The organism is Spirillospora sp. NBC_01491, from assembly GCF_036227065.1.
GTDB lineage: Bacteria > Actinomycetota > Actinomycetes > Streptosporangiales > Streptosporangiaceae > Spirillospora > Spirillospora xylanilytica.
In genome coordinates this window covers 3218032-3242951 of the sequence record NZ_CP109432.1, presented here as the reverse complement: position 1 = coordinate 3242951, position 24920 = coordinate 3218032, and the positions used below count along the sequence as shown (strand labels likewise).

The following is a 24920-nucleotide window of genomic DNA, read 5'->3' as shown; positions in this document are numbered from 1 at the left end:
GAGAGCCAGTGATGAGCACCGGACCTTCGATCGACCAGACGCCCGGAGCCCGTCTTGGGTAGACGCGGAGGTGGCGGCCGGGGCGCGGGCGGCGGCCGGGGCGGACGAGGCCGGGGCGGGCACGGAGCGGCCGGGGGAGTGTTCGGCCGGGCCGCGGGGGAGGCGTTCCGGTCGCCTCCGGGCCGTTCGCGCGACGGCGGGCACGGCGGGTCACCCCGGACCCCGGGCCGGCGCGGCGAGAACCCCCCGCCGCGGCGCAGCGGGAACGACCGCGCGGGCGCCAGGCCGAACGACACCAAGTCCACGACCGACGACCCGATCGACGTCGTCACCGGCGAGGTGCTGCTGACCCAGACCGACGTGGAGTTACCGGGAGCGCTCCCGCTGCTGTTACAGCGCACCCACATCTCCACCTACCGCGCCGGCCGGCTGTTCGGCACGTCGTGGGCATCGACGCTGGACCAGCACCTGGAGCCGGACTCCGAAGGGGTCCATGTCCTGCCGGACGACGCCACGGTGCTGAAGTATCCGCAGGCGGTGCTGCCCAACATCGAGTTCCGCCCGGTCGAGGGGCCGCAGCGCCCGCTCGTCCTGACGTCCGGCGGCGGGTACGAGCTCACCGACCCGCACTCGGGCCGCACCCTGCACTTCCCCGCTCCCGGAGAGGAGCACGGCTGGTCACGGCTGCCGCTGGTCGCGATCAGCGACCGGAACGGCGACCGCGTCGAGCTGCTGTACGAGGACCAGGTCCTGGTCGAGGTCCGGCACTCAGGCGGGTACCGCATCGCGGTCGACAGCGCGGCCCTGGACCCGGCCGCGCGACACCCGGCGGGCCCGGATTCAGCGGGCCCGCCCGGCGGATCCGGCGGGCCCGCAGAACGCCGGATCACCGCGCTGCGGCTGCTCACCGGGGAGGCGGACGACCCGCCGGGCGGTGTCACCCTCGTCCGCTACGGGTACGACGAGCGCGGCCACCTGGCCGAGGTGACCGACTCCTCCGGCCGGCCGCTGCGGTTCACCTACGACGACGAGGGCCGCCTGACCGGCTGGGTCGACCGGAACGGGTTCTGGTACCGCTACGAGTACGACGGCGAGGGGCGGGCCGTCCGCGCCACCGGCAAGGACGGCTACCTCAGCGCCACCCTGTCCCACGACCCCGGGAACCGCACCACGGTCGTCACCGACGCGCTCGGCCACGCCACCACCTACCGGTACAACGAGCTCTTCCAGGTCGTGTCCGAGACCGACCCGCTCGGCGCGACGACCCGCACCGAATGGGACCGGCACGACCGCCCGCTCGCCCGCACCGACGCCCTCGGCCGCACCACCCGCTACACCTACGACGAGCACGGCGACCTCACCGCGGTCGCCCACCCCGACGGCACGCGCGCCACCGCCGTGTACGACGCCTCGCACCGTCCGATCGAGATCACCGACGTCGGCGGGGCCGTGTGGCGGCAGTCCTTCGACGCCGCCGGGAACCTGGTCGAGGCGACCGACCCGGCGGGCTCGGTGCAGCGCTACGCCCGCGACGAGCGCGGCCGGCTCACCTCGATCACCGACCCGCTGGGCAACGTGACCCGCGTCGAGACCGACCCCGCCGGGCTGCACACCGCGACCATCGATCCGCTCGGCGGGGTCACCCGGTACTCCTATGACGCGGCGGGCAGGCTGACCGGCCTCGTCGACCCGGTCGGCGGGACCTTCCGCTACGGGCGGACCCCCGAAGGACGGCTCGCCTGGCGGACCCTCCCCGACGGCACGACCGAACGCTGGAGCCACGACCCCGAGGGCAACCGGACCGAGTACGTCGACGCCCTCGGCCGGGTCGTCCGCACCGAGTACGGCGCGTTCGACCTCCCGGTCGCCCAGATCGGGGCGGACGGGGCGCGCCTGGAGTTCACCCACGACAGCGCGCTGCGCCTGACCGCCGTCACCAACCCCCAGGGCCTGGTCTGGCGCTACGAGTACGACGCCGCGGGCAACCTCGTCCGCGAGAGCGACTTCAACGGCCGGGTCCTGGAGTACGCCTACGACGGGACCGGCCGGCTGGCGTCCCGCACGAACGGCCTCGGCCAGACCATCGCGTTCACCCGCGACGCGCGCGGCCTGGTCGTGGAGAAGCGGTCGGACGACGGCGTCACCAGCTTCTCCTACACCGCGAACGGTTGGCTGGAGAGCGCGGCCAACGCGCACGCGGAACTGCGGTTCGAACGCGACGCGCTCGGCCGGGTGACCGCCGAGCACTGCAACGGGCGCCCGCTCCTGTCGTCCTACGACGCCCGCGGGCGGCGGGTGCGCCGGCGCACGCCCACGGGCTCGGAGAGCAGGTGGGAGTACGACGCCGTCGGGCTGCCGCGCTCCCTCGCGGCCGGCGGGCAGTCCATCCACTTCGAGCACGACGCGGCGGGCCGCGAGGTGCAGCGCCGGATCGGCGCCGGCGCCGTCCTCAGCCAGGTCTGGGACGCCGCGCACCGGCTGACCTCGCAGACCGTCTGGGGCGCGCCCGCCCCGTCCGAGCGCCGGGCCCGGCTGCTCCAGCACCGGGGCTACGCCTACCGGGCGGACGGCGCCGTCGCGGCGATCGGCGACCGGCTCGGCGGCGACCGGACGTTGGAGTTCGACGGCGTCGGACGCGTCACCGCCGTCCACGCCCAGGGCTGGACCGAGCGGTACGCCTACGACACCGCGGGGAACATCGCCCAGGCCGCCGGGCCCACCGCCGACCCCGAGGCGCAGGGGGACCGCGAGTACACCGGGACGATGCTGAGGCGCGCGGGTTCGGTGCGCTACGAGCACGACGCCGCCGGACGCGTCCTGCTGCGCCAGCGGCCCCGCCTGTCCTCCAAGCCCGACACGTGGCGGTACCGCTGGAGCGCCGAAGACCGCCTCACCGGCGTCGAGACCCCCGACGGCCGGCAGTGGCGCTACCACTACGACCCGCTCGGACGCCGCATCGCCAAGACGCGGCTCGCCCCGGACGGCGAGGGCGTGCTGGAACAGGTGGACTTCGCCTGGGACGGCCCCGTCCTCGCGGAGCGGGTCGAGCGCGTCTGGTCGCCCGAGCGGGGCGCCTACACCGGGTCGAGCACGGTCTGGGAGTACGAGCCCGGCGGCATCCGCCCGCTCGCCCAGCTCGAACGGGCCCCGGACGCCGGCCAGGGGATCGACGAGCGGTTCTACGCCATCGTCGCGGACCTGGTCGGCACGCCCGCCGAGATGGTGGACGCCTCGGGCCAGGTCGTATGGCACCCGCGCCGGAACCTGTGGGGCGGCCGGACGGAACCCGCCGGCACCGACTGCCCGCTCCAGTTCCCCGGGCAGTACCGCGACCGGGAGACCGGTCTCGACTACAACCACCACCGCTACTACGACTCGGCGACGTCCCGCTACCAGAGCGGCGACCCGATCGGCCTCCGGGGAGGCACCGACCCGCACGCGTACGTGTCCAACCCGATGGAGGCCATCGACCCGCTCGGACTCGCGCCCTGCAAGCTCAACATGGGCGCCGGGCAGAATCCCATGCCCGGCGCGGTCAACATGGACAGGACGCCGGGCCCGGGGGTCGACGTCGTCGGCGACGCCAACCACCTTCCGTTCAGGAACGGCGCGTTCAACGAAGTGCACGCCGTCAACCCCTACGGTTACAACCCGGTCAACCCGGAGACCGCGCGCGTGCTCGAACCGGGTGGGACGCTGTCGGTCACCGGCAGCCCGAAGAACAAGTTCATCAAGCCGCCCGCCGACCTCGAGGGCATGGGCTTCAGGCTGGAGCACGAGGGACCGATGATCCCCGAACACGGCTTCGGGACCCAGCGCCTGACGAACGGGAGCCCGCTCTCGACCACCGACAACCACATCACCCGCAGATACCGAAGGATCTGATGCCCGGTGCCGAAGATACCCATGGAGACGGTCCTGTCCGGCCTGCTCGAGAGGATGGACGACGAGGACCTCGCCGAGGTCTGCGACACCCTCGTCTGGAAGGTCGAGGACAACGGGACGGAGCTCATGGAGGTCTGCCGGTCCTGGCTGCGGGGGGACGACCCGGCCCGCGTCCAGGCCGCCCTCGCGATCAACAACGGGTTCCTCTTCCCCACCCGGGAGGAGATGCGCGCGGCCTTCGCGGGCCTCGCCGGCCGGTTCCCGCGGTTCCGCCCGCGGACCGAGGAGATCCTTCGGAGCTGGGACGCCCGGTTCGCGCCGAAGGCCGTCCGCGACGTCGTCGAAGGGGTCCGGCCGCTCGCACAGACCGCGGAGGTCTACGGCGTGACCGAGGACCTCCTCCGCCGCTGGGTCGACGAGGCGCGGTAGACCTGTGGGGCACGCCGGTCAGAGGCCGGTGGCGCCCCCGCACGTCGCCGATCAGGGACCGGTGGCGCCCGCGCAGGTCGCAGGTCAGGGGCCGGTGGCGCCGAAGCCGGCGCCGGCCAGCAGCGTGGCCAGGTCGTCGACCGTGACCGCGAACGTCGCCCCGCCGGTGTGCGCGCCGCCGGTCAGCACGCCGACGACCTCGCCGAGCCCGTTCAGCAGCGGGCCGCCCGCCCCGTCCGGAGGCGCCGGCAGGCCCGTCCGGTAGAGGCGCAGGCCCTGCTCGGGGAACGCCTCGAAGGAGTCGACCACCCCCGAGAGCAGCAGCTCGTCCGAGGCGCCGACGGCGTGCACCGGGTCGCCGACGCGCACCAGCCCCGCGTGGCCCAGCCGCAGGGGCGCCGCCAGGACGGGTTCGGCCAGTTGCAGCAGGACCACGCCGAGGTGCGGCGACTCCGGGGCGAAGACGTGCCCGACGCGCCGCCGTCCCGCCGAGGTCTCGACCTCGGTGCCGGGGTCGCGTCCGGTCACGACCAGGCGGTCGGAGATCAGGAAGCCGCCGCCCGACGCCGTCCGCACCAGCGCGGGGCGGACGCGCCGGAGGAACGCTCCGGGGCCGGCCGGGTCCAGGACGGCGGCACCGAGCCGGTCCGCGTTCGCGATCAGCGTGCGGCGGTACGCGTCGGCCGCCCCGGTCTCGGCGAGGCACCGCAGCTCGCGGCGCACGTCCTCGGGATCGTCCAAGGGCCCGCCCAGTTCGGCCCGCGCCGCGAGGGCGTGGGCGTAGTCGCCGGTGGCGTGGAGGCCCCGGAACCTGCGCAGCGGGTCGGCCTGCCCGGCGGTGATCCGGCCGAGCACCGCGTTCCACAGCGTCACCTGCGCCAGCGCCGGACGGAGCCGGGCCAGCAGAGCCCCGAGCAGGTCCAGCAGGAGCCGTCCCTCCGCCAGGTCGCCCGACAGGTCCGGTCCCTGGGTGCCGAGGTATTCGCGGGCCTTGGTGGTCAGATCGAGGAGCGGGCCGCGCATCGAGGCCAGCTCGGTCTCCAGCTCGGCGGCGGCCGGGCCGTAGATCTCCGTGAGCACCCGCTCGGTGCGCGGGTCCTGCCGGACGCCGCCCGGACGGTGCGCCGCCAGGCGCGTGCGGAACTCCTTCAGCAGCGCCTCGGCGTCCGCGTGCCCGGCCTCGTCCGCGAGCCCCGCCAGCCGCTCGCGCAGCGCGGCGGTCTCGGTCCGCAGCGTCTCCCGCTCCCGCTCCAGCCGGTGCCGCAGCGCCATCTCGCTGACCTCGCCGGGGGACAGCAGCGTCGTGTCGCTCACCGTGATCGAGCTGAGGTTGCCGGTCTTCCTGTCACGGGCCGTCACCTCCAGCACGCAGCTCTGGTCGATGGCGAAGGTCACCTCGATCTCGGGCTCGCCCGCCGGGGCGGGCGGGATGCCACCGAGCCGGAACTCCCCGATCTTGGACTCGGGGCGCAGGTCGCCGTTGTAGATCTGGACGAGCACCGCGTCCTGGTCGTCCCGGGTGGTGCTGTAGGTGCCGTGCCGCTCGGCCGGGATGTGGGTGTTGGCCGCGATGAGCGGGGAGAACTCCTCCGCGCCCGGGGACGGCGCGACCAGCAGGCCGAGCGCCAGCGGTGTGACGTCCATCAGCACCTGCTCGCGCAGCGCGCCGCTGAGCACCGCGGCCTGCGTCGCGGCGCCGCGCGCCACCGCGGTGCGCGGATCGGACAGCACGGTGCGGCGCAGCCCGAACACCTCCTCGACCGCCTCCCGGACGTACGGCGCGAGCATCGGGCCGCCGACCAGCACCAGATGCTCGGGCCGCTCCTCCAGCGAGTCCCGGAGCCGCCGGCAGGTCGTGCGCAGCGTGTCCAGCGGCCCGGCGAGGATCCCGGTCAGCTCGTCCCTGCTCAGCGACAGCCGGAAGCCCGGATCGCCGTTGAACCCCGGCAGCGGGTAGTCGACCTCGTGCTGCCCGGAGAGGCCGATCTTCAGGTACTCGGCGGCGATCTCGAAGCGGCGCCGCTCCCTGCCCTTCGCGGGCACGGTGACGCCCGTCCGCGCCAGCCGCTCCTCCAGCGCCCGGACGATGATCGCGTCGAAGTCGGCGCCGCCGAACCCGGTGTCGCCGCCCACCTGGTGCACGTCGTACATCCGGCCGTCGACCCACAGGGCGCTGATGTCGAGGGTGCCGGCGCCGAGGTCGACGACCACCACCTCGCCGCTCAGCCGGCGCTGCCGCGCGGCGGTGATGCAGGCCGCGGTCGGCTCGTGGATCAGCCGGGCGAGTTCCACCCCGGCGATCGCGCAGGCGTTGCGGGTCGCCTGCTTCTGGTTGTTGCGGAAGAACGCCGGAATGGTCAGCACCGCGCGGGGCCGCTCCACCCGCAGGTCGTGCCCCTCCGCGAGCCGGCCCAGCCACTCGTCCCTGACCTCGCCCAGCTCGGCGCGGGCCAGGTCGGCCACCGCCTCCAGCACCCGTTCGGCGAGGAAGTCCTCCACCATGCCCCGGGCGTGCCCGATCAGCCGGGCGGCGACCTCCTCGGTGCGGTAGACCCGGCCGCGGACGCGGTACCGGGTCAGCCCGCCGATGCGGCGCTTGGCGGCGCTGATGTGGCCCTTCACCCAGCTCGCGAGGACCTCCTCGCCGGCGATCCCGACCCGCTCGTTGCCCGCCTCGTCGAGGGTGAGGGTGGAGGCGAAGTACGGGTGCCCCTTCCACGGGCAGAGCACCGGCTCCTTCGTCGCGCCGTCGTAGATGGAGACCGCGCAGGTGGTGGTGCCGAGGTCGAGCGCCCAGATGCCCGCGTACCGGCGGTCGACGTCCCGTATCGCCTGGGCCGTCCAGGCCGCGGCGCGCGCCTCGAACGGCTCCCGGCCCCGCGTGCCGAGCGCCTCCAGGCAGCGCCGCACGTCGGGTTCCAGGTCCGGGGGGAGCATCGCCTCGTCGCGCAGCCGCCGCAGCTCGGCGAACCCGGCGGTGTCGCGGCCGTGCCGCTCGACCGCCGCCAGGCACAGCGCGGCGAGCCGCCCGGTGTCGCCGGACCGGCGCAGGCAGTCGGCCAGCCGCGGGTCCTCGATCGCGTCGTCGCCGCGCCAGGCGATCAGGCTGCGGGCGGCCTCGGCGGGCCGCCCGGCCCGCAGGTACAGCCCGGCCGCCTCCTCCGGACGGCCCGCCGCGGCGTACAGCTCGGCCGCCCCGACGAGGTCGCCGCCCGCCTCCCGGGCGCCCGCGCGGGCGTCCCAGCCGTCCGGGTCGCCGCGGAGCACCCGTTCGGCGTCACCGTGCCGTCCGGCCTTGAGGTAGAGCCCGTGCGCCCGGTAGAGGTCGCCGCCGTGCTCGGCCTGCTCGGCGGCGGCGGACGTCTCCCCGGCGCCCTCCTCGAACCGGCTCCACTCCAGGTGGACCGCCGGCCCCACGTCGTCGTCGGACGGGCCCGCGGGCTCGGCCAGCGCCGCGTAGTGCCGGCGCCCCGCCTGGACGACCGCCGCGCGGCGGGCGGTCAGCTCGGCGCGGCGCGCGGCGAGCGCCCCGGTGGCGCCGGTGATCAGGGCGAGGCGGCGGACGACGGTCTCGGCGAGAACCGCGGCCTCCGCGTACTCCTGCCGTTCGACCAGCGCGTCGACCTCGGGCCAGCAGGCCCCCGCCAGCCGTTCCAGCCGGTCCGGCCGGTCGTCGGGGCAGGCGGCCAGCGCGTCGCCGAACCGGCCGAGCCGCTCATGGCACTCGCTCAGCCGGTCGGGCCTCCCGGCGGCCCGGTAGTGGGGGAGCGCCTCGGCGTACTCGCCGCGGCCGAAGTGCAGGTCGGCCGCGCGTCCGGCCAGGTCGGCCAGGATGCCGGCGCCCTCCCGGCTCGCCAGCTCGAGGCCGGCCCGCACGTCGTCGAGGCGCGGCGACCGCAGGCAGCAGCGCATCGCCTCCTCGCGCCGGACGGCGGTGTCGGCGAGCCGTACGGCCTCGGTGCCGTTCCCGAGGAAGGCGTGCACCTCGAACAGCTCCGGCAGCGCGGACCCGGGCAGCCGGGACAGGAACCCGGTCCACAGCTGCTCGTCCCGGGCGAGCGGCGACGTCGGCAGGTGCCCGCGCAGCGACCGGGCGACGGTGTCGCGGTCGAGCAGGCCGAGCCCGCGCCACCGGTCGAGCTGCGCGACCAGGCGGTCGGCGTCGCCGGTGCCGCCCAGCACGTCGGCCAGCCGGTCGCGGGCCGCGCGCTGGAGCGGGGCGGAGCCGAGCCTGGTGGCCAGCTCGAACGTCACGGTCAGGGCGTCGGCGTCGGTCCCCGCGGCCAGGCCCGCGAGCAGCTCGGCGTGCCCGGCGGGAAGCTCCGCCGCGTAGACGTGGCCGGGCACGCGGGAGTCGTACGCGCGGAACAGCCGCAGCGCCAGCGCGGGGTCCTGGCCGAGCGCCCGCTCCAGGGCGCGGACGTAGTCGCGCGCCGCCTTCTCGAGCTGCCGCCCAGCCGGCGGATCCCCGGCGAAGGCCGCCTCCAGCCGGCGCAGCCGCCGATCCGAACCCCACCCCCGCACCGGCATGCCCTGCCCTCCAAGCGACCGGTCGATCCCGTTGTCCGGCCATGGTAATCGCCAGGAAGGGGGCGATCCGGTCGTGATGCGAGAACCGTCCGCCGCACCGGCCGGGCCCGGGACGGCGCCCTCGCCCCGATCAGGGGTTCTTGGGCGGCGCCGGTCCGGGGGCGGCGCTCGGAAGCTGTGTCGGGGCCGGCTGGGAGGAGGGCGGGGACCATGTCGAGGTCGGGCCGGGGCCCGTGCGCGGTCGCGGCCCGCAGTACTTCAGCCATTCGGCCCCGGCGCCGAGGTGGTTGGTGACCAGGTAGTCGCCGCCCGCCGCGAGCTGGAGGTCCCACCAGGCCGTCTGGTTGGGCAGGACGCACTGGTCGACGCCCGGGGGGCACCAGATGAAGTGGCCGTTGAAGTCGTTGTCCCCGCCGAAGGGGTTGTAGCTGGCCACCTTGTCAGCCCGGAGGGCGCCGTCCGGGCCGCCCCAGATGCGGACCTTGAGGCGGGCGTCATGGGCCCGCTGGACAAAGGCGGCGTAGGCGTCCCGCTCCTCTTGGGAAAGCGACCAGTTGTCCTTGGACACGCATTTTTTGAAGTCGTCGTTCAGCACTCTCACATGCAGGGCGTACTCTTCGTCGTAGGCCGGCTTCCTCGCATTGTTGGGCGCCTTGTTGGTGGGATCCAGGATGGCCGGGACCTGGCAGTTCTCGGAGCTGGTGGAGTAGATGACACCCGGCGGCGGGTGACGGATCTGCTCCGGGTTCGCCAGGCTGACCGGCAGCACGACCTCCACATTGTCGGGCAGGCCCTTCATCTGCTCGACGATCCGGTCATAGGCGGCCGGTCCGCCTTCCTTGACCTCGACGAACACCTGGAACTTCTCATTGCGTCCCGGGTAGACGGTGCCGCCGTTGTAGTGGGCCAGTGCGGTCAGCGGATCGAAGTACTTCTCCTTGAGCGTGCCGACGTCGCTGCCCTTGTCGTGCATGAGGCGCAGCTCGCCCTTGTCGTTCATCCGGACGTCCGCCTCGACGCTCGTCGTCCCGTTGCTGAGCGCGCTCTGGAGGGGCGTCTTGTTCTGGTAGTCGTTGTGCGCGTTGAGCCGCTCGAACGTCTTCGCGTCCGGGTTCGGGGAGCAGACCTGCTTCTCGACCGGCGGTTTCGTGGGGATCGGCGAACTCGCGGGGCCAGGCGAATTCGCCGGACCAGGCGAACTCGCGGTGCCGGGTGAATTCGCGGTGCCGGGTGAATTCGCGGTGCCGGGTGAATTCGCGGGGCCGGGCGAACTTGCTGTGCCGGGTGAATTTGCGGGGCCGGGTGAATTCTCCGAGCCGGGTGCATTCGCGGGCCCGGGCGAATTCGCGGGCCCGGCGGCCGATCCCTGCGGGGACGTTCCCTGGTGCTCGCATTGCCCGCCGACAAGCCGGCAGACCATGTCGTTGCAGGCTTGGGCGATCTTCCCGGAGACGGGGCCGCTGAGCCCGGCGAAGATCGCGGCGACGAGCAGGAGGATGGCGATGTATTCGGCCGATCCGGCCCCTCGGTCGCGATGTCCCATGGAAACATCGTGATCGAGCGGAGTGGTCCGCTCCCAGGGTCCCCGGGCCCAATCGTGCCACCGAACACCGGCATAGACGGCCGGGAACGGCCACGGAGGGCCGGCCGGGTTTCAGGGGCGGTCCGCGTCGCGTCCCCTCATGGCGCGGGCGCGCAGTCGGCGGCTCACCGGGCCGGCGTCGGTCTGCCGGCCCGAATCACCGTACAGCGTCCAGCAGGCCCAGCGGGCCGGATGCTCCAAGGCGGGCGGCTCGTCCGGGACGTCGAGCACGCGTTCGTAGACGTCGCGCTGGGCCCGCTGTAACGCCACGTCGCGCGGCAGATAGCGCGCGTACCGCTCGAAGCGGTCGAGCAGCGGCGCGGTGACGGCGCCGGGCGCCGCCCATCTGGCCGCGATCACCGACGCGGCGCCCGCGCTGAGCGCGGCCCGGACGAAGCCCGGCCGCTCGTCCCGTCCGATGCGCCGGGCCATGCCCGTCTCGCAGGCGCCGAGGACGAGGGTGCCGCAGCCGTTCAGGTCCATCCGCTGCAACTCGTCCGGACGGAGGTGGCCCTCGGAGCCCTGGGGCGCCAGCTCCAGCACCGGGTCCGCCGAGGCGAGCCCGTCGTGATCCTCATGGCCACCGTGCTCCTGGGGGCCGTCGTGCCCGTCGATGCGCACCTGGCGGTGGCGGCCCAGCCCGAGGGCCTCCCGCAGCGCCTCCCGCGTCGCCCCGTCCCCGGCCAGCACGTCCCGGCCGGCGGCGATCGTGGCTGGACCGGGCCCGCCGCCGCCCGGCCGGACCAGCAGCCGGCTGTCGCCCCGCGCCTGGAGCGACCGCAGATGGAGCGGGAGCCGGGCGGACAGGCACGGCAGGTCGGACAGCGCGAACCGGAGCCCGAGCGGCTCCGCCCTTCCCGACACCGTCATGGCCGCGAACGGGACGTCCGACAGCGCGCCCCCCGCGACCACGGCGATGCGCCGGACGCCGGCCGGGAGCCGCGGGATCACCACGTCCAGCCCGATCTGCTCGGCGACCTGTTCGAGGCGTTCGTCGAACCGGCCGTTCCCGATGCACTCCTCCAGCGCGGACGGGGTGCTCCAGCAGCGGCCGAGCAGGTCGATCGCCCTGGTCAGCTCCCCCCTGTCGCACGGGACGCTCGTGTGCTGGAGCAGCCCGCGCCCGAGGAAGGCGTGGTGGATGTGGCCGGGCGCCGAGTGGACGAGCCAGGCGAGCTGGTCGCGGGGCATGGAGTCGGCGAGGCGCCTCGCCCACCGCCACGCGCCGCCCAGGTCGCTCGGCCCCGGGAGGTCGCGGACGAGGCCCGCCCCGCCGAGGGGGATCCGGCCCAGGACCGCCGTGCCGCGCGCGGCCTCCATCGCGGCGACGACCGCCGGAACCCCCTTGGTGCCGTGCGTCTCCTCCGTCCGCGCGGCGGCCCGCAGCCGCTCGTCGTGCTCGTCCGGGACGGCTTGCAGGACCTCGGCGCGCAGGCCGCCCGTGGGCTGGAGCCCGGCGGCGCGCTCCTCCAACCGGTGCGCCTCGGCCCAGCACTCCACCGCCCGGCCGTCGGCCTCGGGCGTGCCGAGCCGGGTGTAGGTGTGGCCGAGCAGCCGCAGGGCGCGGACCCGGACCTCGGCCGGTCCGCTCGCCGGGGCGTGGACCGCGGCCTGGTGAAGGTGGCCGGCGGCCTCCTGGAGGTGGCCCGCGACGGTCGGCGCCCGGCCGAGCGGGAACCGGCTCCGGGCGAACTCCAGCTCGCCGGCGGCCAGGTGCCACAGCGAGACCTCGCGGTCGGCGCGGACCTGGGGGCGCAGGCCGAGCAGGAGGCGCTCGGCCTCGTCGAGCCGGGTCGCGTCGATCAACCGGCGCGCGTGCCGGATCCGCGCGACGCACCGGGCGGAGACCGGCCCGTCGGTCCTGCCGGCGCTGAGCAGGGCGGCCAGTTCCGCGGCGGCCCCGGCCGGGTCGGACGACTCGGCCGCGGCCTCCCGGAGCAGCGGGAGGAGCCGCTCGGCCGCCTCGGGCCGGCACACCGCGCCCAGCAGCACGGTCAGCTCGCGCAGGACGGGCCACCGCAGCACCGGGCTGAGGTCGGCGCGCATCGTGCACCGGAGCACCGCGAGCAGGGCGTCGTCGTAGTCCAGCCGGCGTCTGAGCGCGAGGACGAGCAGAAGGTGGTCCTGCACCGCCCGCGGCTCGGCGGGGAGCGCGCCGCCCGGACCGGGGTCCCTGCCGTCCAGCACGTCGAGCAGCAGGAGGTCGCGGTCGATGACGGCCACGCCGCGCGGGTCGCGGGCGCCGGAGAACAGGGCGCGCGCCTTGTCCAGATGGCCTCTGGCCAGGTCGAGATCGCCCCGGTCGGCGGCGGCCAGACCCTGCACCCGGTGGATCCGGCCGTTGCCGTCGCGGCCGAGTCCGTCCGGCGGGAACTCGGTGCGGATCGCGGCGGCCTCGGCGGCGGCGCCGGCGTGCCCTCCGGCGGCGAAGCGGATCTCCATCCGCAGGACGCGGAGGGGGAGGTGGCCGAGTCCGATCCGGGCCAGGTACTCATCGCACCGTTCCAGAGCCGGTCCGAGGGCGCCGAGCCGCATGAGGTGCCCGAGGTGGTCGGCGGCCAGCTCCAGCCTGAGCCGGAGGTCGCCCTCGGCGAGTGCCACGGCCCGCCGGTAGGCGTCGTCGCCGTCCGCCACGTCCCCCCGCCCGAAGAGCTCCCGAGCGTGGGCGACGGCCGCGAGCAGGCGCGGGGCGGAGGCGGGCCCGCCGGTGTCATGGTCGCTGCGTTCGATCACTGCCAAAAGATCCCTTCGCCCCGGTCATGGACATATCAGATTCGGGGGTTCTGGCATATGTCCGAGGTGAACGGATTGTCCACTGGAAAGGAAAGATCACCCGACAGATGATCTTTATGGGTGGATCGGCCGGGCGAAGGCGATGCTTCCAGAAGATCGCCAATGGGAATGTGCATTGCGACGCATTGCGTGATTTCGATCGGCGGTCACGGAGCGGCGGCGGGCCGTCCGGTCAGGCGCCGGTCTCGCCGAGGACGACCGCGCCCGGTTATATCGAGGAGGCGACCGCGTGAGTCTCCTGGCTTCGGCTCGAACGCTCGTCCCGGCCTTCCCGCCCGCTACGCGGGCAGTGGCTTGCGGGTCATCCGGTAGTGCAGGACGAGGAAGGGCAGCCCGAAGACCGAGAACGCGTGCTCGGCGCGCAGCGCGCCGTCCTCGACGTGGACGTCCAGGGTCTCGGCGAAGCCGTGCACGCCCAGCGTGGTGAGGTCGCGGGTGTCGGGGTCGATGTAGGTCAGGTAGTGGCCCGGCTGGTCGAGCCCGCTCTCGCTGGTGAGGACCAGCCCCCCGCCGGGACGCGCGCGCGGCAGCAGCGTCGCGGTGAAGCTCGCCTGCGGCAGCGGGAAGCCCACGCTGACGTAGCCCCGGCCGCCGTGCCGGTAGGTGGTGTAGATCCCCACGTAGATGGGTTCGTCGTCGTCGGCGTACGAACGGATCCAGCCGCGCAGGGTCGGGGTGCCCGCCGCGTCGGGGACGATGGTGTCGATGCGGCCGTCGACCCCGCGCTGGGCCTCCCGCTGGTTCATCGGGACGTTGGCCTGGCCGAGCGGGCGCGCGAGGAGCGCCCGGTACAGCAGGTAGCCGGGCCGCACCCACAACCGCCACTCGGGGACGATGTCGAGGGTGAACCGGGCCGTGTGCTCGTAGAACTCCCGCACCAGCGGGTCGACGCCAGCCGGGTCGAACCCGGGCCCGGCCAGGTCGTCCAGCGAGGCGACGATGCCGACGTCAGGGGCGGCGGCGGTGTAGACGCCGCCGAGCACCGCCGCGAGGTCCTTGACGTAGCCGGTGCCCACGTACCGCGACGTCGCCTCCAGCGGCACCACGAACGGGAGCCGGTCGGCGCTGACCCGCTCGGCCAGCAGACTGACCTGGGCGTCCCGGAACAGCAGCGCCGACAGCACCCGGAACGACACCACCGAGGCCGCCGCGGCGACCGCCGGGGACCCCTTCCGGGCCGCCAGCGCACCGCCGACCCCGGCACCGACCACCGGACCGAGCGCCACCTTGTGCGGACGGAGCGCCAGCGCGCCCGCCACCGCCCCCGCGGCCGTCCCGACCGGCAGGGGACCGGCGCCCGTGAGGCGCCCGGCCGCCCACCCCAGCGGCGCCGCCAGCGCCCCGCTGACGGCGATGCGCTGCCACAGCGCCGGGATCTCACCGGGCCGCTGCCGCGCCCGCGCCACCGCCTCCGACGCGCCCAGCGCCACCCCGCCCGCGACCGCCCAGGCGCCGGCCGCCCGCCGCCCCCGCCGCGCGGCGACCGCGGCCCCCGCGACCGCCCCCGCCACCCCCGCGAAGGCGATCGCGCCGAACCGTCCCGACCTCTGCTGTGCTTCCACCCCTGAAACCTACTCGCGCCCGCTCACACCCCCATCCCCCGACGACGACGGCCCGTCGTCAAAGGCCAATGCCCGGCACCGTCTCACTCCCTCTCTGCATAGATGCTCCCGCCTGTTCACCCCATACTTCCGCTTGTGGTGCGGACGCCTTCTCCGGAGTTCTTCTCCGAAGTGGATGGGCTGTTGCCGCACATGAGCCTCCGTAACAGTCCATCCGAACAGCCGGGGGTCACCGCCTGTAAGACTGCGTCACCCGGGCCGGACGGACAAGGCGGGTTCCGGTGTTTCCCGTTTCCTCTTCCGAAGACAAGAGGAAACGGCGGTACTTGTCGACGGAGTGCGGGTGGCCGTGCCCGTCCCGTACGCGGATGTGGCGGCGGGGAGGTGCGCCGGCTCGCGCGGCGGGGCCGCCGGGCGGCGGCCCCGGCCGCTCGGGGCGGTGGGAGAGACGGATATCTCTGGGAAATATGGGCGACATGTGAATATCCGCCTAGTCTGTCGTTGTGGATCACCAATCGGATCTTTCGTCCGTGGCCCGGCTGGGATGGCTGGACGTGCTGCGGGGGTGGGCGGCGCTGCTGGTGGCGCTGCATCACGCGAGCTACCTGTACGTGCCGGGGCTTCAGGTGCGGATGGCCGGCTGGTTCGACCCCGGGCGGTACGGGGTGCTGGTGTTCTTCCTCGTCAGCGGGTACATCGTGCCGGCGTCGCTGGAGCGGCGCGGGAGCGTGCGCGAGTTCTGGATCGGCCGGGTCTTCCGCATCTACCCGCTGCTGGCGGCGGCGTGCGCGGTGGCGGTGCTGCCGTTCCTGCTCGGGCTGACCGGGCTGCGGGCCGGGCTGGAGCGGTACGACCCGGTGACCGCGGTGCTGACGCACCTGACGATGTTGCAGGACCTGCTGGCCGTGCCGAACGCGATGAACGTGCTGTGGACGCTGTCGTACGAGATGGTCTTCTACCTGCTGATCGTCGCGCTGTTCGTGGTGGGCGCGCACCGCCGCTCGGTGCCGGCCGCCGCCGGGGTCGCGGCGGCGGCGCTGCTCGTGGGCGGGCTGCTGCCGATGACGCTGCTGTCGCGGGTCGCCGGCACCGGCACCGTCGCCGGCGTGACCGCCGCGGTGTTCCTGGCGGCGATCGCGGCGGCGATGTCGGGCCGTCCCGCCGTCCGCACCGCCGGGGGGCTGCTCGGCGGGCTGCTGGCCCTCGTGCTGGTGACGCTGAACGGCCGGATCGCCGCCTGGGAGGGGATGTCGATGCTGGCGGTCATGTTCACCGGCACCGTCCTCTACCGCGCCGAACACGGCCAGGTCGGCCGCCGGACCGCCGCGGTGACGGCGGGTTTCGTCCTGCTGGCCGTGGTCGGCACCGGGGTGTGGAACACGGCCGGGTACGGGACGTACGCGTGGCACGTCCAGATCGTCTGGTCCGGCTCGATCGTGGCGGCGGCCGTGACGTTCGGCGCCGCGTGGCTGCTCCGGCGCCGGCGGTTCCCGCGCTGGGCGACGGCGCTCGGCACCGCGAGCTTCTCGGTCTATCTGCTGCACCCGCTGATGCTGATGCTGTCGAACCAGTTCTTCGGCACCACCGGCCGCGAGGAGGTGCCGAAGCTGGTCGCGTTCGTCGTGGTCCTGCTGGCGGTGAGCTGGGCGGCCCAGCGCTGGATCGAGGCCCCGGCCCAGCGCCTCGGCCGCCGCATCGCCCGTCCCGCCCGCGTCGGCGAGTCCGCGCCGGTCACCGTACCCGTCGCGTAAGGGCCTGGCCGTCCAGCCGGTTCTCGGTGCTCACCACATTGACGCCGAATCGACCGGATCTGCGCCGCACCACGCATCGTTCATAACAGTGCGGAGGGGAAATCCGCACTATCCCCGAGCCGCTCGACAGCGGGCGGCGTGTGCGCGGTGTTCGCCGATCGGGCCGCGCCCGAGCGGAGGGCGAATTCCTGACACAGGCCGGGTCTAGGGTGTGCGGTTCACCCTTGACTGAAAGGTTGCTGAATGTCGCTGGGGACGAGCCGGAGCCCGCGAACTCGGGCATGGCTCTGGTGGGCCGCTCTCGCATTGACCGCGTTCCCGCTGGTGTACGGCTGAGTGCTGACCCTTTTGCGGTGACCGCCGAGCCCGCCGCCCTCAGGTGACCGGACGCGCACCGCCCGGACGCCCCGCCGGGCGGGGCGTCCGGGACGGCGTCACTCGGTGATCTGGACGGCGCCGGACGGGCACAGGTCGGCGGCCTGGCGCGCGTCGGGGCGGTCGGCGTCGCCGGGGGCCGGGCGCAGGACGGTGACCAGGCCGTCCTCGTCCTGGTCGAAGACCCCGGGGGCGGTGAGCGCGCACATGCCGGCGCCCACGCAGATCTCCCTGTCGGCGGTGACGCGCATGGAACCCTCCTCCGTTCCCCTCACCAGGTGACCGGGAGCTCGTTGACGCCCTGGATCGTGGACGCGGGCCGCAGGGTCAGCGTGTCGGCCGGCACCGCGAGCCGCAGCGTGGGGACGCGGTCGAACAGGGCGGTCAGGGCGATCTGGAGCTCCATCCTGGCCAGGTTCTGCCCCAGGCACTGGTGCACGCCGTAGCCGAACGCGAGGTGGTGGCGGGCCGAGCGGTGCACGTCGAAGACGTCGGGGGCCTCGAACGCGGCGCCGTCCCGGTTGGTGATGGCGTTGGACACGATGACGCCCTCGCCGGCGCGGATGGTGATGCCGCCGACCTCGATGTCGCCGGTGGCCATGCGCACGCCCGCCAGGTCGGCGATGGACAGGTAGCGGAGCAGTTCCTCCACCGCCTCGGGCATCACCTCCGGGTCGGCGCGCAGCGCGGCGAACTGGTCGGGGTGCTCCAGCAGCGTGATGACGCTCAGCGAGATCATCGACGCGGTGGTCTCGTGCCCGGCGACCAGGAGCAGGATGGCCAGCGAGACCAGGTCCTCGCGGTCCGGCCCCTCGCCGGACGCCAGGCCCGTCACCAGCCGGCCCAGCAGCCCGGGGCCGGGACTGCGCTCCCGCTCGGCGATGAGGTCCCTGAGGTAGTCGGCCAGGTCGTCGCGGGCGGCGGCGGTGCCGTCGGCGGTCTCGGACTGGAGCAGCCGGCGGCTGGCGCCCTGGAAGAACGCGTGGTCCTCGTAGGGGACGCCGAGCAGGTTGCAGATGACCATCGAGGGCACCGGCAGCGCGAACGCGGTGACCAGGTCGGCGGGCGGCCCGGCGGCGAGCATCTCGTCGAGGAACCCGGCCACGATCCGCTCGATGTCGCCGCGCATGGACTTGATCCGCCGCACCGTGAAGTCGGCGATCAGCAGCCTGCGCTGGGCGCCGTGCTCGGGCCGGTCCATCCCGATGAGGCCGGGACGGATGTTGCGCCGGGTCAGGGCGAGGAAGCGCGGCGAGATGACCGGGAACCCGTCGCGGAGCCGGTCGGACGAGAGCCTGGGGTCGGCCAGCAGGGTGCGCGCGGTCTCGTGGTGGGTGACGACCCACGCGGTGCGGCCGTCGTACAGCCGGACGCGCGTCAACGGCGCCTCGTCGTCGCGCAGGTGGTCGTAGCCGGAGGGGAGCCGGTAGGGACACGTCCGGGCTTGGGGGTAGGCGGGGACGGCGGGGGACGGGGAGAAGGTGTCGGTCATGGGGCCCCTTACACCTGTCAAATAGAGGACGACCTGTCCTCTATGTATTGGAGGGTAAGCTCCCCTGCCAAGGAAGGCAACGGGTCCTTTCACGACCTTGGGAGCCGTCCTGTCACCCGACACCACGAGCCGCGCCGACCATCGCAAGGGTCCGCGCCGCCGGGGCGAGGTGCTGGAGCACGCGATCCTCACCGCGGCGCTGGAGGAGCTGGCCGAGACCGGCTACGCCGGGCTGACCATGGACCGCGTCGCCGCCCGCGCGCGCACCAGCAAGTCGACCGTCTACCGGCGCTGGTCCAGCCGCGCCGAACTGCTGGTGGACGTCTGGCGGCGGTTCGCGATCACCGGCGCCGAGGTGCCCGACACCGGACTCCTCCGCACCGACATGATCGTGCTGCTACGGCTGCTGTCGGACCGGCTGGCGTCCCATGTCGGGCTGATGCTGCGCGGCCTGCTGGCCGAGATGGTCAGCGACCCGGAACTGGCCCGCGCCGTCCGGGAGCAGGCGTTCAGCACCGGACCGTCCGCCGTGATCGCGGTTCTCCAGCGCGCCGTCGCGCGCGGCGAGGTGGCCGCGTCGGTGCTGGACTCCCGCCGGGCGACGGTGGCGACCGACCTGCTGCGCAGCGAGTTCCTGCTGCACGGGGCCCCGGTCCCGGACGGCGCCATCATGGAGATCGTCGACGAGATCTTCCTGCCCCTCGTGCTGTCCGCGCCCCACCCAGGGGTCAGCAGACCTTGACCGAGGCGGTCCGCTCCTGCTGAACCGGGCTGTGCAGAACGATCCTGTAGGTGTGCGTGCCGGCCGTGTCCTCGGACTGGGAATTGGAATTGCTGAAGTTCGGTTCCCCGACGGTGCTGATCGGGTGACCTCTGCCCAGCCGGCCGTCGAAGTAGATGCTGAACTTGATGGGCGTCGGGTTCTTGTCCGTCGCGATGCTGTACTTGAAGGGGAAGAATTCGCCCTTGGCGAAGCACTTGCCTCCCGAGCCGACCGTGAAATAGGCGATCCGCGCGCCCCCTCCGCTCGGCCTGCCGGGGGTGGTCCCGGTGCCGCCCCCACCTCCACCGGTGCTCTCGCCGCCTCCGCCCCCGCCATCGGAACCGGTGCCCGAGCCTGATCCCGAGCCTGATCCCGAGCCGGAGCCCTTGCCCGGGCTCTTGCCCGGACTGGGCGAGCCGGACGGGCCGTGGCTCCCGTTCGTGGTCGTCGGGGAGGCGGAGGGCTTCGCCGAAGCCCCGCCGTTCGCCCTGGCCCCGGAATCGGGCTGGTTCCCCGCCCCGGCCAGCTCCTGGGAGCCGCTGCCGAACTGCCCGGACTCGTCGCGTCCCCCGCTGCCGGCGGACCCGTCCGGCCAAGACCAGGCGACCACGCCCGCAAGGACGGCCACCGCCACGAGACCCGCCGCTCCCGCTCCCAGCAGGACGGCGGGACGCCGGCCGGAGGACGCCTGCTTCGTGCGTCCGCCCGCCCTGCCGCCGTCCAACACGGTCTGCGGGGACACCGGCATCGGCATCGGGGGAGGGCTGTTCAGAGCAGCAGGCGGGACGTCTTGGGGCGGCAGGGGACCGGACTGCGTGGGCGCGGGGCCGGGTGGGGGCGGCAGGGGGTTGGTGTGCGCCGCCGGCGGACCGGGCGGCTGCACGGGCACGGGCGGCGGCGCGGTGGGCTGTGTCTGCGGCGCGGTCTGACGTGACTGGGCGCCGAGGAGGCGGAGCAGCACGGTCTGCATGGGAGGCCGCTGGGCGGGGTCCTTGACCAGGCACGCGGCGATGGTGGACCGCAGCGGCTCCGGGAGCTTGTCGAGGTCGGGCTCGGCCTGGAGGACGCGGTGCATGATGGCCGGGAAGGTGTCCGCGCCGAACGGGGGCCCGCCGGTGGCGGCGAACGCGATGACCGCGCCCCAGGCGAAGACGTCCGCCGGGGGGCCGACGGTCTCCCCGGCGAACTGCTCCGGCGCCATGTAGGCCGGGGTACCGATGATGCTGCTCGTGAGGGTGAGGGGCGACTCGGTGTCGCGCGCGATGCCGAAGTCGATCACTCGGGGGCCGTCCGGCCCGAGCAGGACGTTCGAGGGCTTGAAGTCGCGGTGGACGACGCCGGCCTCGTGGATCGCCGCCAGCGCCGTCGCGGTCGCGACGGCGAGCCGTTGCAGCGCCGACCCGGCGCGCGGCCCGGCCTGCTGGAGCGACGGGCCCTCGATGTACTCGGTGACGATGTAGGGGCGCCGGCCCTCCAGGGACGCGTCGAGGACCTGCGCGATGCAGAACGGGTCGACGCGGCGGGCGGCGGCGATCTCCTTGGTGAAGCGCTCGCGCACGCGCGCGTCGGCGGCGATGTCCTCGCGGAGCACCTTCACCGCGACGGGTGTGCCGTCGGCGCCGTGCCCCAGGTAGACCACCCCCTGGCCGCCCATGCCGAGCCGGCCGGACAGCCGGTAGGGCCCCAGGACGGACGGGTCGTCGGGGCCGAGGGGCTCGGATTCCGGCATCGGAAGTGACTCCTGGTGCGTGGGAGCGGGTCGCTAGGCACCTTATTGGATGGATACCGCCCAGGACTTTGAGTTCATGATCCTGCTTCGACCCTCTTTGGGCGGATTTCGGCCCGGATCCCGGGCTCCCGGGCCGCCGGGGCGCTCGCCGGGGAGGGGCGTGGTGCTCGTCGAGCGACGCACTGAGGGGCGGCCGGAGCCGATCTCCGATGGGCGGAGACGGTTCGGCCTGGGCTGATGTGAAACCTGGCAAATAGGGGGTTTTCCCGGAGTGCCCTTTAATGCAGGATGCTTGCAGAAGCGACATCAGGGCACGAAATGATCATCCGCTGTCAAGGAGGACCATGTCCGCCCAGCAGACCCTGGCCACGTCGTACCTCGGACCCGTACGGGAACTCGCCGCCGCCGTCCACCGCAGTCCCGCGCTCGACAACGACTTCTACCGGCTCTGGGCGTCCGCCCCGCTCCCTTATCCCCAGGTCGAGACGTTCGCGCGCGAGTTCTACGCCCGGACGGTGAACACCTCGGTCATGGTGGCCCTTTCGGTGCTGCACACCGACGACCTCGCGGCCCGCGTGGAATGCGTCAAGAACCTGTACTCCGAGTACGGAAACGGCGATCCCGCCAAAGCGCACCTGCTCCTGCTCGAGCGGTTCCTCACCGACCTGCTCACCCGCCTGCGCGGCGCTCCCTTCACGGTGGACGAACTGCGTGCAGCCGAGCCGCTGGCCTCCACGCGCGCTTTCGGAAAGGGCCAGCGCGCCCTGTTCACCGATTCCGACCAGCGGGTCGTCCAGGGCGCCCTGCTCGGGCAGGAGCACCTCGCCTACTCGATGCTCGTCCGGCTCTACGAAGGGGTGCGCAATTACAAGCACCTCTACGGCGAGGACGAGTTCCACGAGGAGTGCGAGTACTTCTACGTCCACATCGGCGAGGCGGAAAAGGAGCACAAGGCCGAGGCCATCGTCTCGGCCGCCGCCGTCTGCCATGGAGATGACGACCTCGACCGGGTCCGCGAGGGCTTCGACGGCTTCCTCGGCCTGACCGCCGACTACTGGACCGGCGTCCACGAAGCGATGCTCGCCGCGCGGTGACGGCACCCGCCGTCCGGCCGGGCGCCTCGTGACCGCGACCGCCGGTGCCGGTGCCGGGCGCCGGGCCGCGCTGGCGCCCGCCCTGGTCCCGATCCAGATCACCAGCCTCCAGGTGGGCGCCGCCGCGGCCACCCACCTGTTCGACCGGATCGGGACCTGGGGCACGGTCTCCCTGCGGGTGATCCTGGCCGCCCTCGTCCTCGCGCTGCTGCCGGGACGGCGCCTCGGCCGGATCACCCGGCGGCACCTGCCCGTCGTCTGCGCCTACGCCGCCGTGATCTCCGGGATGAACTTCGCGTTCTTCGCCGCCATCGACCACCTGCCGCTCAGCGTCGCCACCACCATCGAGCTCCTCGGCCCGCTCACGGTGGCGCTGGCCGCCGCCCGCAGCCGGTCCGACGCGGGGTGGGCGCTGCTGGCCGCCGGCGGGCTCGTCCTGCTCACCGCCCCGGGCGGCCTGTCGGCGGCGGGCCTGGCCTTCGCGGGCGCCGCCGCCGTGCTCCGCGGCGCCTACGTCCTGCTCACCCGCCGGCTCGGCGACGACTTTCCCGACCGCACCGGCCTGGTGGCGGCCATGATCCTCAGCGCCCTCGTCTGGTCGCCGGTCGCCGTCACCCAGGTCGGCGCCCGGCTGGACGGGCGGGTCCTGCTCCTGGCGCTGGCGGTCGGCCTGTTCTCCTCCGCGCTCCCCTACAGCCTCGACCTGCTCTGCCTCCGGTACGTCACGCCCCACACGTTCGGCGTCCTGCTCAGCCTCAGCCCGGTGATCAGCCTCGCCGTCGGCTACGTGGCGCTGGCCCAGGCGCCGCGCGGGGTCCAGCTCGCGGGCATCGCCCTGGTGGTCGCCGCGTCGGCCGGAGCGGTCCGGACGAGCCTCACCCGCGCGCCTCGACCGGACTGACCCCTGCGGAACCCGCCGCGCCCCGGGCCGGCCGCGGGCGGCGGACGGTCAGATGACCGCGTTGGTGTTGCGGATCTGGGTGATGGTGGAGTGCAGCGGGGACGGGGGCGGGCCCGCGTCGGAGAGCGGGGTGCCGATCCCGAACTGGACCGCGGCGCGGGTGAGGTCGGCCTTGTTGCGGAGCCTCAGCTTCTGGCGGATGCGCTGGACGTAGGTGTCGACGGTCGCCTTGGACAGGCCCAGCTTGGAGCTGATCTGCTTGTGCGTCCAGCCCTCCGCCACGAGCGCGAGGACCTGTCCCTCCCGGTCGGTGAGGCCGGCCGGGAGGTTGATCGCGGACGGGCGGCCCGGCGCGGCCGAGGGCCCGGGACCGGGCGCGGGGTCGGGATCGGGCAGGCTGAACAGTTCGCCCACGGTCGAGCCGGAAAAGAAGAAGCGGCCCCTCGCCACGATCTGCAAGGCCGCGAAGAGCGTCTCGGGTTCGGCGTCCATGTCCAGGTAGCCGTGCACCCCGGCGGCGATCAGCGAGGACAGCTGGCGGCGGTCGATCATCCGGGAGATCCCCAGGATCAGCACCCGCTGCGACCACTGGTGCACGTGGTCGAGGAAGGGCCCGTCGACGGCCGACGGAAGGCCGATGAGCAGGACCTGGATGTCGGAGGGGTCCCGCGCCAGGCGGTCCTGCACCGCCGACACGGACTGGACGGCGGTGACCGAGAACAGGTTCTCGACCGACTCCAGTGCGCTCTGGGTGCCGCGCATCAGCAGGGACCCATCGTGAAGGAGGACGATGTTGTGGGGGTCCTCAGGTGTGGAAGCGTCGCTGTTGGCAACTGGATAGACCTGAAAGCTGTGCGATGTCCGGTTCACGGTCATCTGCCCTCCATGGGAGTGGATCGTCCCAGTATCCAGCCGAGCCGGTCGGCCAGTTCGTCGACCGACTCGGTCAGGATCCACTTATGGTGCCCGATTCTCTCTTGGTCAACGCCCCCGTCGCTGTGCCGTCCCCAGCCGGCGGCGTCGTGGCCGGCGCGCGGGTCTCGCCCGCCGGTCAGCGACGTGATGGGGGATCGGACCGGTGGTCCCGGCCGATGCTCGTACTGTGCGAGGAGGCGGTAATCGGCGCGGAACGCCGGTTCGAAGACCTCGCGGAGATCCTTGAGCTGGACGATCTGTTCGGGAATTCCCCCATTCTCGATGAGCCGGTCCCAGAAGGCGCCGGACTCCAGTGGCAGTAACGCGTCCGGAGTGCGGTTCCGGAGGTGCGGCGGCGGATAGTCCGCCACGACGAGCCTGACCGGATCGGGTGCTCCGAGGTCCGCCAGCCGGCGCGCCACCAGATAGGCGAGCAGCGCGCCGGAGCAGTACCCGAACAACGCGTACGGGTGATCAGTGTGGGGCAGCAGCGCGGCGGCCAGTTCCGCCACGAGCGGCGCGAGTTCGGTGCGCGGCGGTTCGGTGAACCTGGCCTCGCGGCCAGGCAGTGCCACGCCCCACATCTCGACGCGGGCCGGGAGCCGGCGGGCCAGCCCGGCGAAGGCGGTCGGCCCGGCGCCGACGTTGGGAAAGCCGAACAGGCGCACGGCCGGACCGTTCCGAATGGGCTCGTCCGGGCCGGGGAGGCGGACCAGCCATGCCTTCGCGTCCAACGTCATCCGCGCCCCTTCCGGTGGTCAGTCGACCGGGATCGGCACGCTGCGGGCGAGCGCGCTGAATTCGGAAAGTGTGGGTGCGTCGAAGACGTCGAGCACGGAGAGTGAGATTCCGAGCCGCTCGCGGACGCGGGTCACGATGCGGGTCGCGCTGAGGGAATCGCCGCCGAGGGCGAAGAAGGTCTCGTCGGCTCCGATCGGAGCCTTCAGAACCTCCTCCCAGATCTGCCGCATCCGTGAGTTCAGGTCGTCCGGTGATGCCGCGGGGTTCGTCATCTCTCCAGGCACCCTCTCATCGGAGATGATCCGAAAGTTTGCGTGATCTTGATCAGGGTGCCCAGTCTTTCTTTGCGGGTCTCCTTTCTGGGACGTGGGTTAGGGG

General features: G+C 73.6%; 16 protein-coding genes. 6 read left to right on the top strand and 10 right to left on the bottom strand.

Annotated features, from left to right (window positions below; all coding sequences use genetic code 11):
• The first annotated feature begins 54 nt into the window (after positions 1–54).
• Positions 55–3885, top strand: a complete 3831-nt coding sequence (locus OHA34_RS14960; protein ID WP_329521969.1) for a DUF6531 domain-containing protein — start codon at positions 55–57, stop codon at positions 3883–3885.
• Between the two features lie 6 nt (positions 3886–3891).
• The gene (locus OHA34_RS14955; RefSeq protein WP_285941717.1) at positions 3892–4314 is read left to right on the top strand and encodes a hypothetical protein; all 423 of its coding nucleotides are present in this window, start codon (positions 3892–3894) and stop codon (positions 4312–4314) included.
• An 84-nt stretch (positions 4315–4398) separates the two neighbouring features.
• On the opposite strand, the gene OHA34_RS14950 is transcribed toward OHA34_RS14955, so the two are convergent.
• From OHA34_RS14950 to OHA34_RS14935, 4 genes are all read right to left on the bottom strand, one after another.
• Positions 4399–8844: an Hsp70 family protein gene (locus tag OHA34_RS14950; protein ID WP_329521968.1), complete on the bottom strand. Its 4446-nt coding sequence runs from the start codon at positions 8842–8844 to the stop codon at positions 4399–4401.
• A gap of 130 nt (positions 8845–8974) precedes the next feature.
• Positions 8975–10387: a hypothetical protein gene (locus tag OHA34_RS14945; protein WP_329521967.1), complete on the bottom strand. Its 1413-nt coding sequence runs from the start codon at positions 10385–10387 to the stop codon at positions 8975–8977.
• A gap of 111 nt (positions 10388–10498) precedes the next feature.
• Positions 10499–13159: a CHAT domain-containing protein gene (locus OHA34_RS14940; RefSeq protein WP_329521966.1), complete on the bottom strand. Its 2661-nt coding sequence runs from the start codon at positions 13157–13159 to the stop codon at positions 10499–10501.
• Positions 13160–13497: 338 nt separating this feature from the next.
• A complete protein-coding gene (locus OHA34_RS14935; protein WP_329521965.1) occupies positions 13498–14781 on the bottom strand; it encodes a hypothetical protein in 1284 nt (427 codons plus the stop codon).
• A 530-nt stretch (positions 14782–15311) separates the two neighbouring features.
• Here OHA34_RS14935 and OHA34_RS14930 point away from each other — a divergent pair.
• Complete coding sequence (locus tag OHA34_RS14930) at positions 15312–16532, top strand: acyltransferase family protein (RefSeq protein WP_329521964.1); 1221 nt, start codon at positions 15312–15314, stop codon at positions 16530–16532.
• A gap of 434 nt (positions 16533–16966) precedes the next feature.
• Here the strand turns inward: OHA34_RS14930 and OHA34_RS14925 are convergent, their stop codons facing one another.
• Positions 16967–17158 (bottom strand): ferredoxin, encoded by a 192-nt coding sequence (locus OHA34_RS14925; protein ID WP_285941705.1) that lies wholly within the window; start codon positions 17156–17158, stop codon positions 16967–16969.
• Positions 17159–17178: 20 nt separating this feature from the next.
• Positions 17179–18399, bottom strand: coding sequence for a cytochrome P450 (locus OHA34_RS14920; protein WP_329521963.1), 1221 nt, complete (start codon positions 18397–18399; stop codon positions 17179–17181).
• Between the two features lie 97 nt (positions 18400–18496).
• Here OHA34_RS14920 and OHA34_RS14915 point away from each other — a divergent pair, with 97 nt between their 5' ends.
• Positions 18497–19141, top strand: coding sequence for a TetR/AcrR family transcriptional regulator (locus tag OHA34_RS14915; RefSeq protein ID WP_329521962.1), 645 nt, complete (start codon positions 18497–18499; stop codon positions 19139–19141).
• Here the strand turns inward: OHA34_RS14915 and OHA34_RS14910 are convergent.
• Positions 19128–20891 (bottom strand): serine/threonine-protein kinase, encoded by a 1764-nt coding sequence (locus tag OHA34_RS14910; protein ID WP_329521961.1) that lies wholly within the window; start codon positions 20889–20891, stop codon positions 19128–19130. The genes OHA34_RS14915 and OHA34_RS14910 overlap by 14 nt on opposite strands.
• 344 nt (positions 20892–21235) lie before the next feature.
• On the opposite strand from OHA34_RS14910, the gene OHA34_RS14905 reads away from it, so the two are divergent.
• Both OHA34_RS14905 and OHA34_RS14900 read left to right on the top strand, forming a co-directional pair.
• The gene (locus OHA34_RS14905) at positions 21236–21985 is read left to right on the top strand and encodes an iron-containing redox enzyme family protein (protein ID WP_285941697.1); all 750 of its coding nucleotides are present in this window, start codon (positions 21236–21238) and stop codon (positions 21983–21985) included.
• A gap of 28 nt (positions 21986–22013) precedes the next feature.
• On the top strand, positions 22014–22886 hold the full coding sequence (locus OHA34_RS14900) for an EamA family transporter (protein WP_329521960.1): 873 nt from the start codon (positions 22014–22016) through the stop codon (positions 22884–22886).
• A 48-nt stretch (positions 22887–22934) separates the two neighbouring features.
• Here the strand turns inward: OHA34_RS14900 and OHA34_RS14895 are convergent, their stop codons facing one another.
• The 3 genes from OHA34_RS14895 to OHA34_RS14885 all read right to left on the bottom strand — a co-directional run bounded on the left by OHA34_RS14895 (position 22935) and on the right by OHA34_RS14885 (position 24814).
• Complete coding sequence (locus OHA34_RS14895) at positions 22935–23648, bottom strand: helix-turn-helix transcriptional regulator (protein ID WP_329521959.1); 714 nt, start codon at positions 23646–23648, stop codon at positions 22935–22937.
• A gap of 110 nt (positions 23649–23758) precedes the next feature.
• Positions 23759–24541, bottom strand: a complete 783-nt coding sequence (locus tag OHA34_RS14890; protein WP_285941691.1) for a thioesterase II family protein — start codon at positions 24539–24541, stop codon at positions 23759–23761.
• Between the two features lie 18 nt (positions 24542–24559).
• A complete protein-coding gene (locus OHA34_RS14885; RefSeq protein ID WP_285941689.1) occupies positions 24560–24814 on the bottom strand; it encodes a phosphopantetheine-binding protein in 255 nt (84 codons plus the stop codon).
• Positions 24815–24920: the final 106 nt, after the last annotated feature.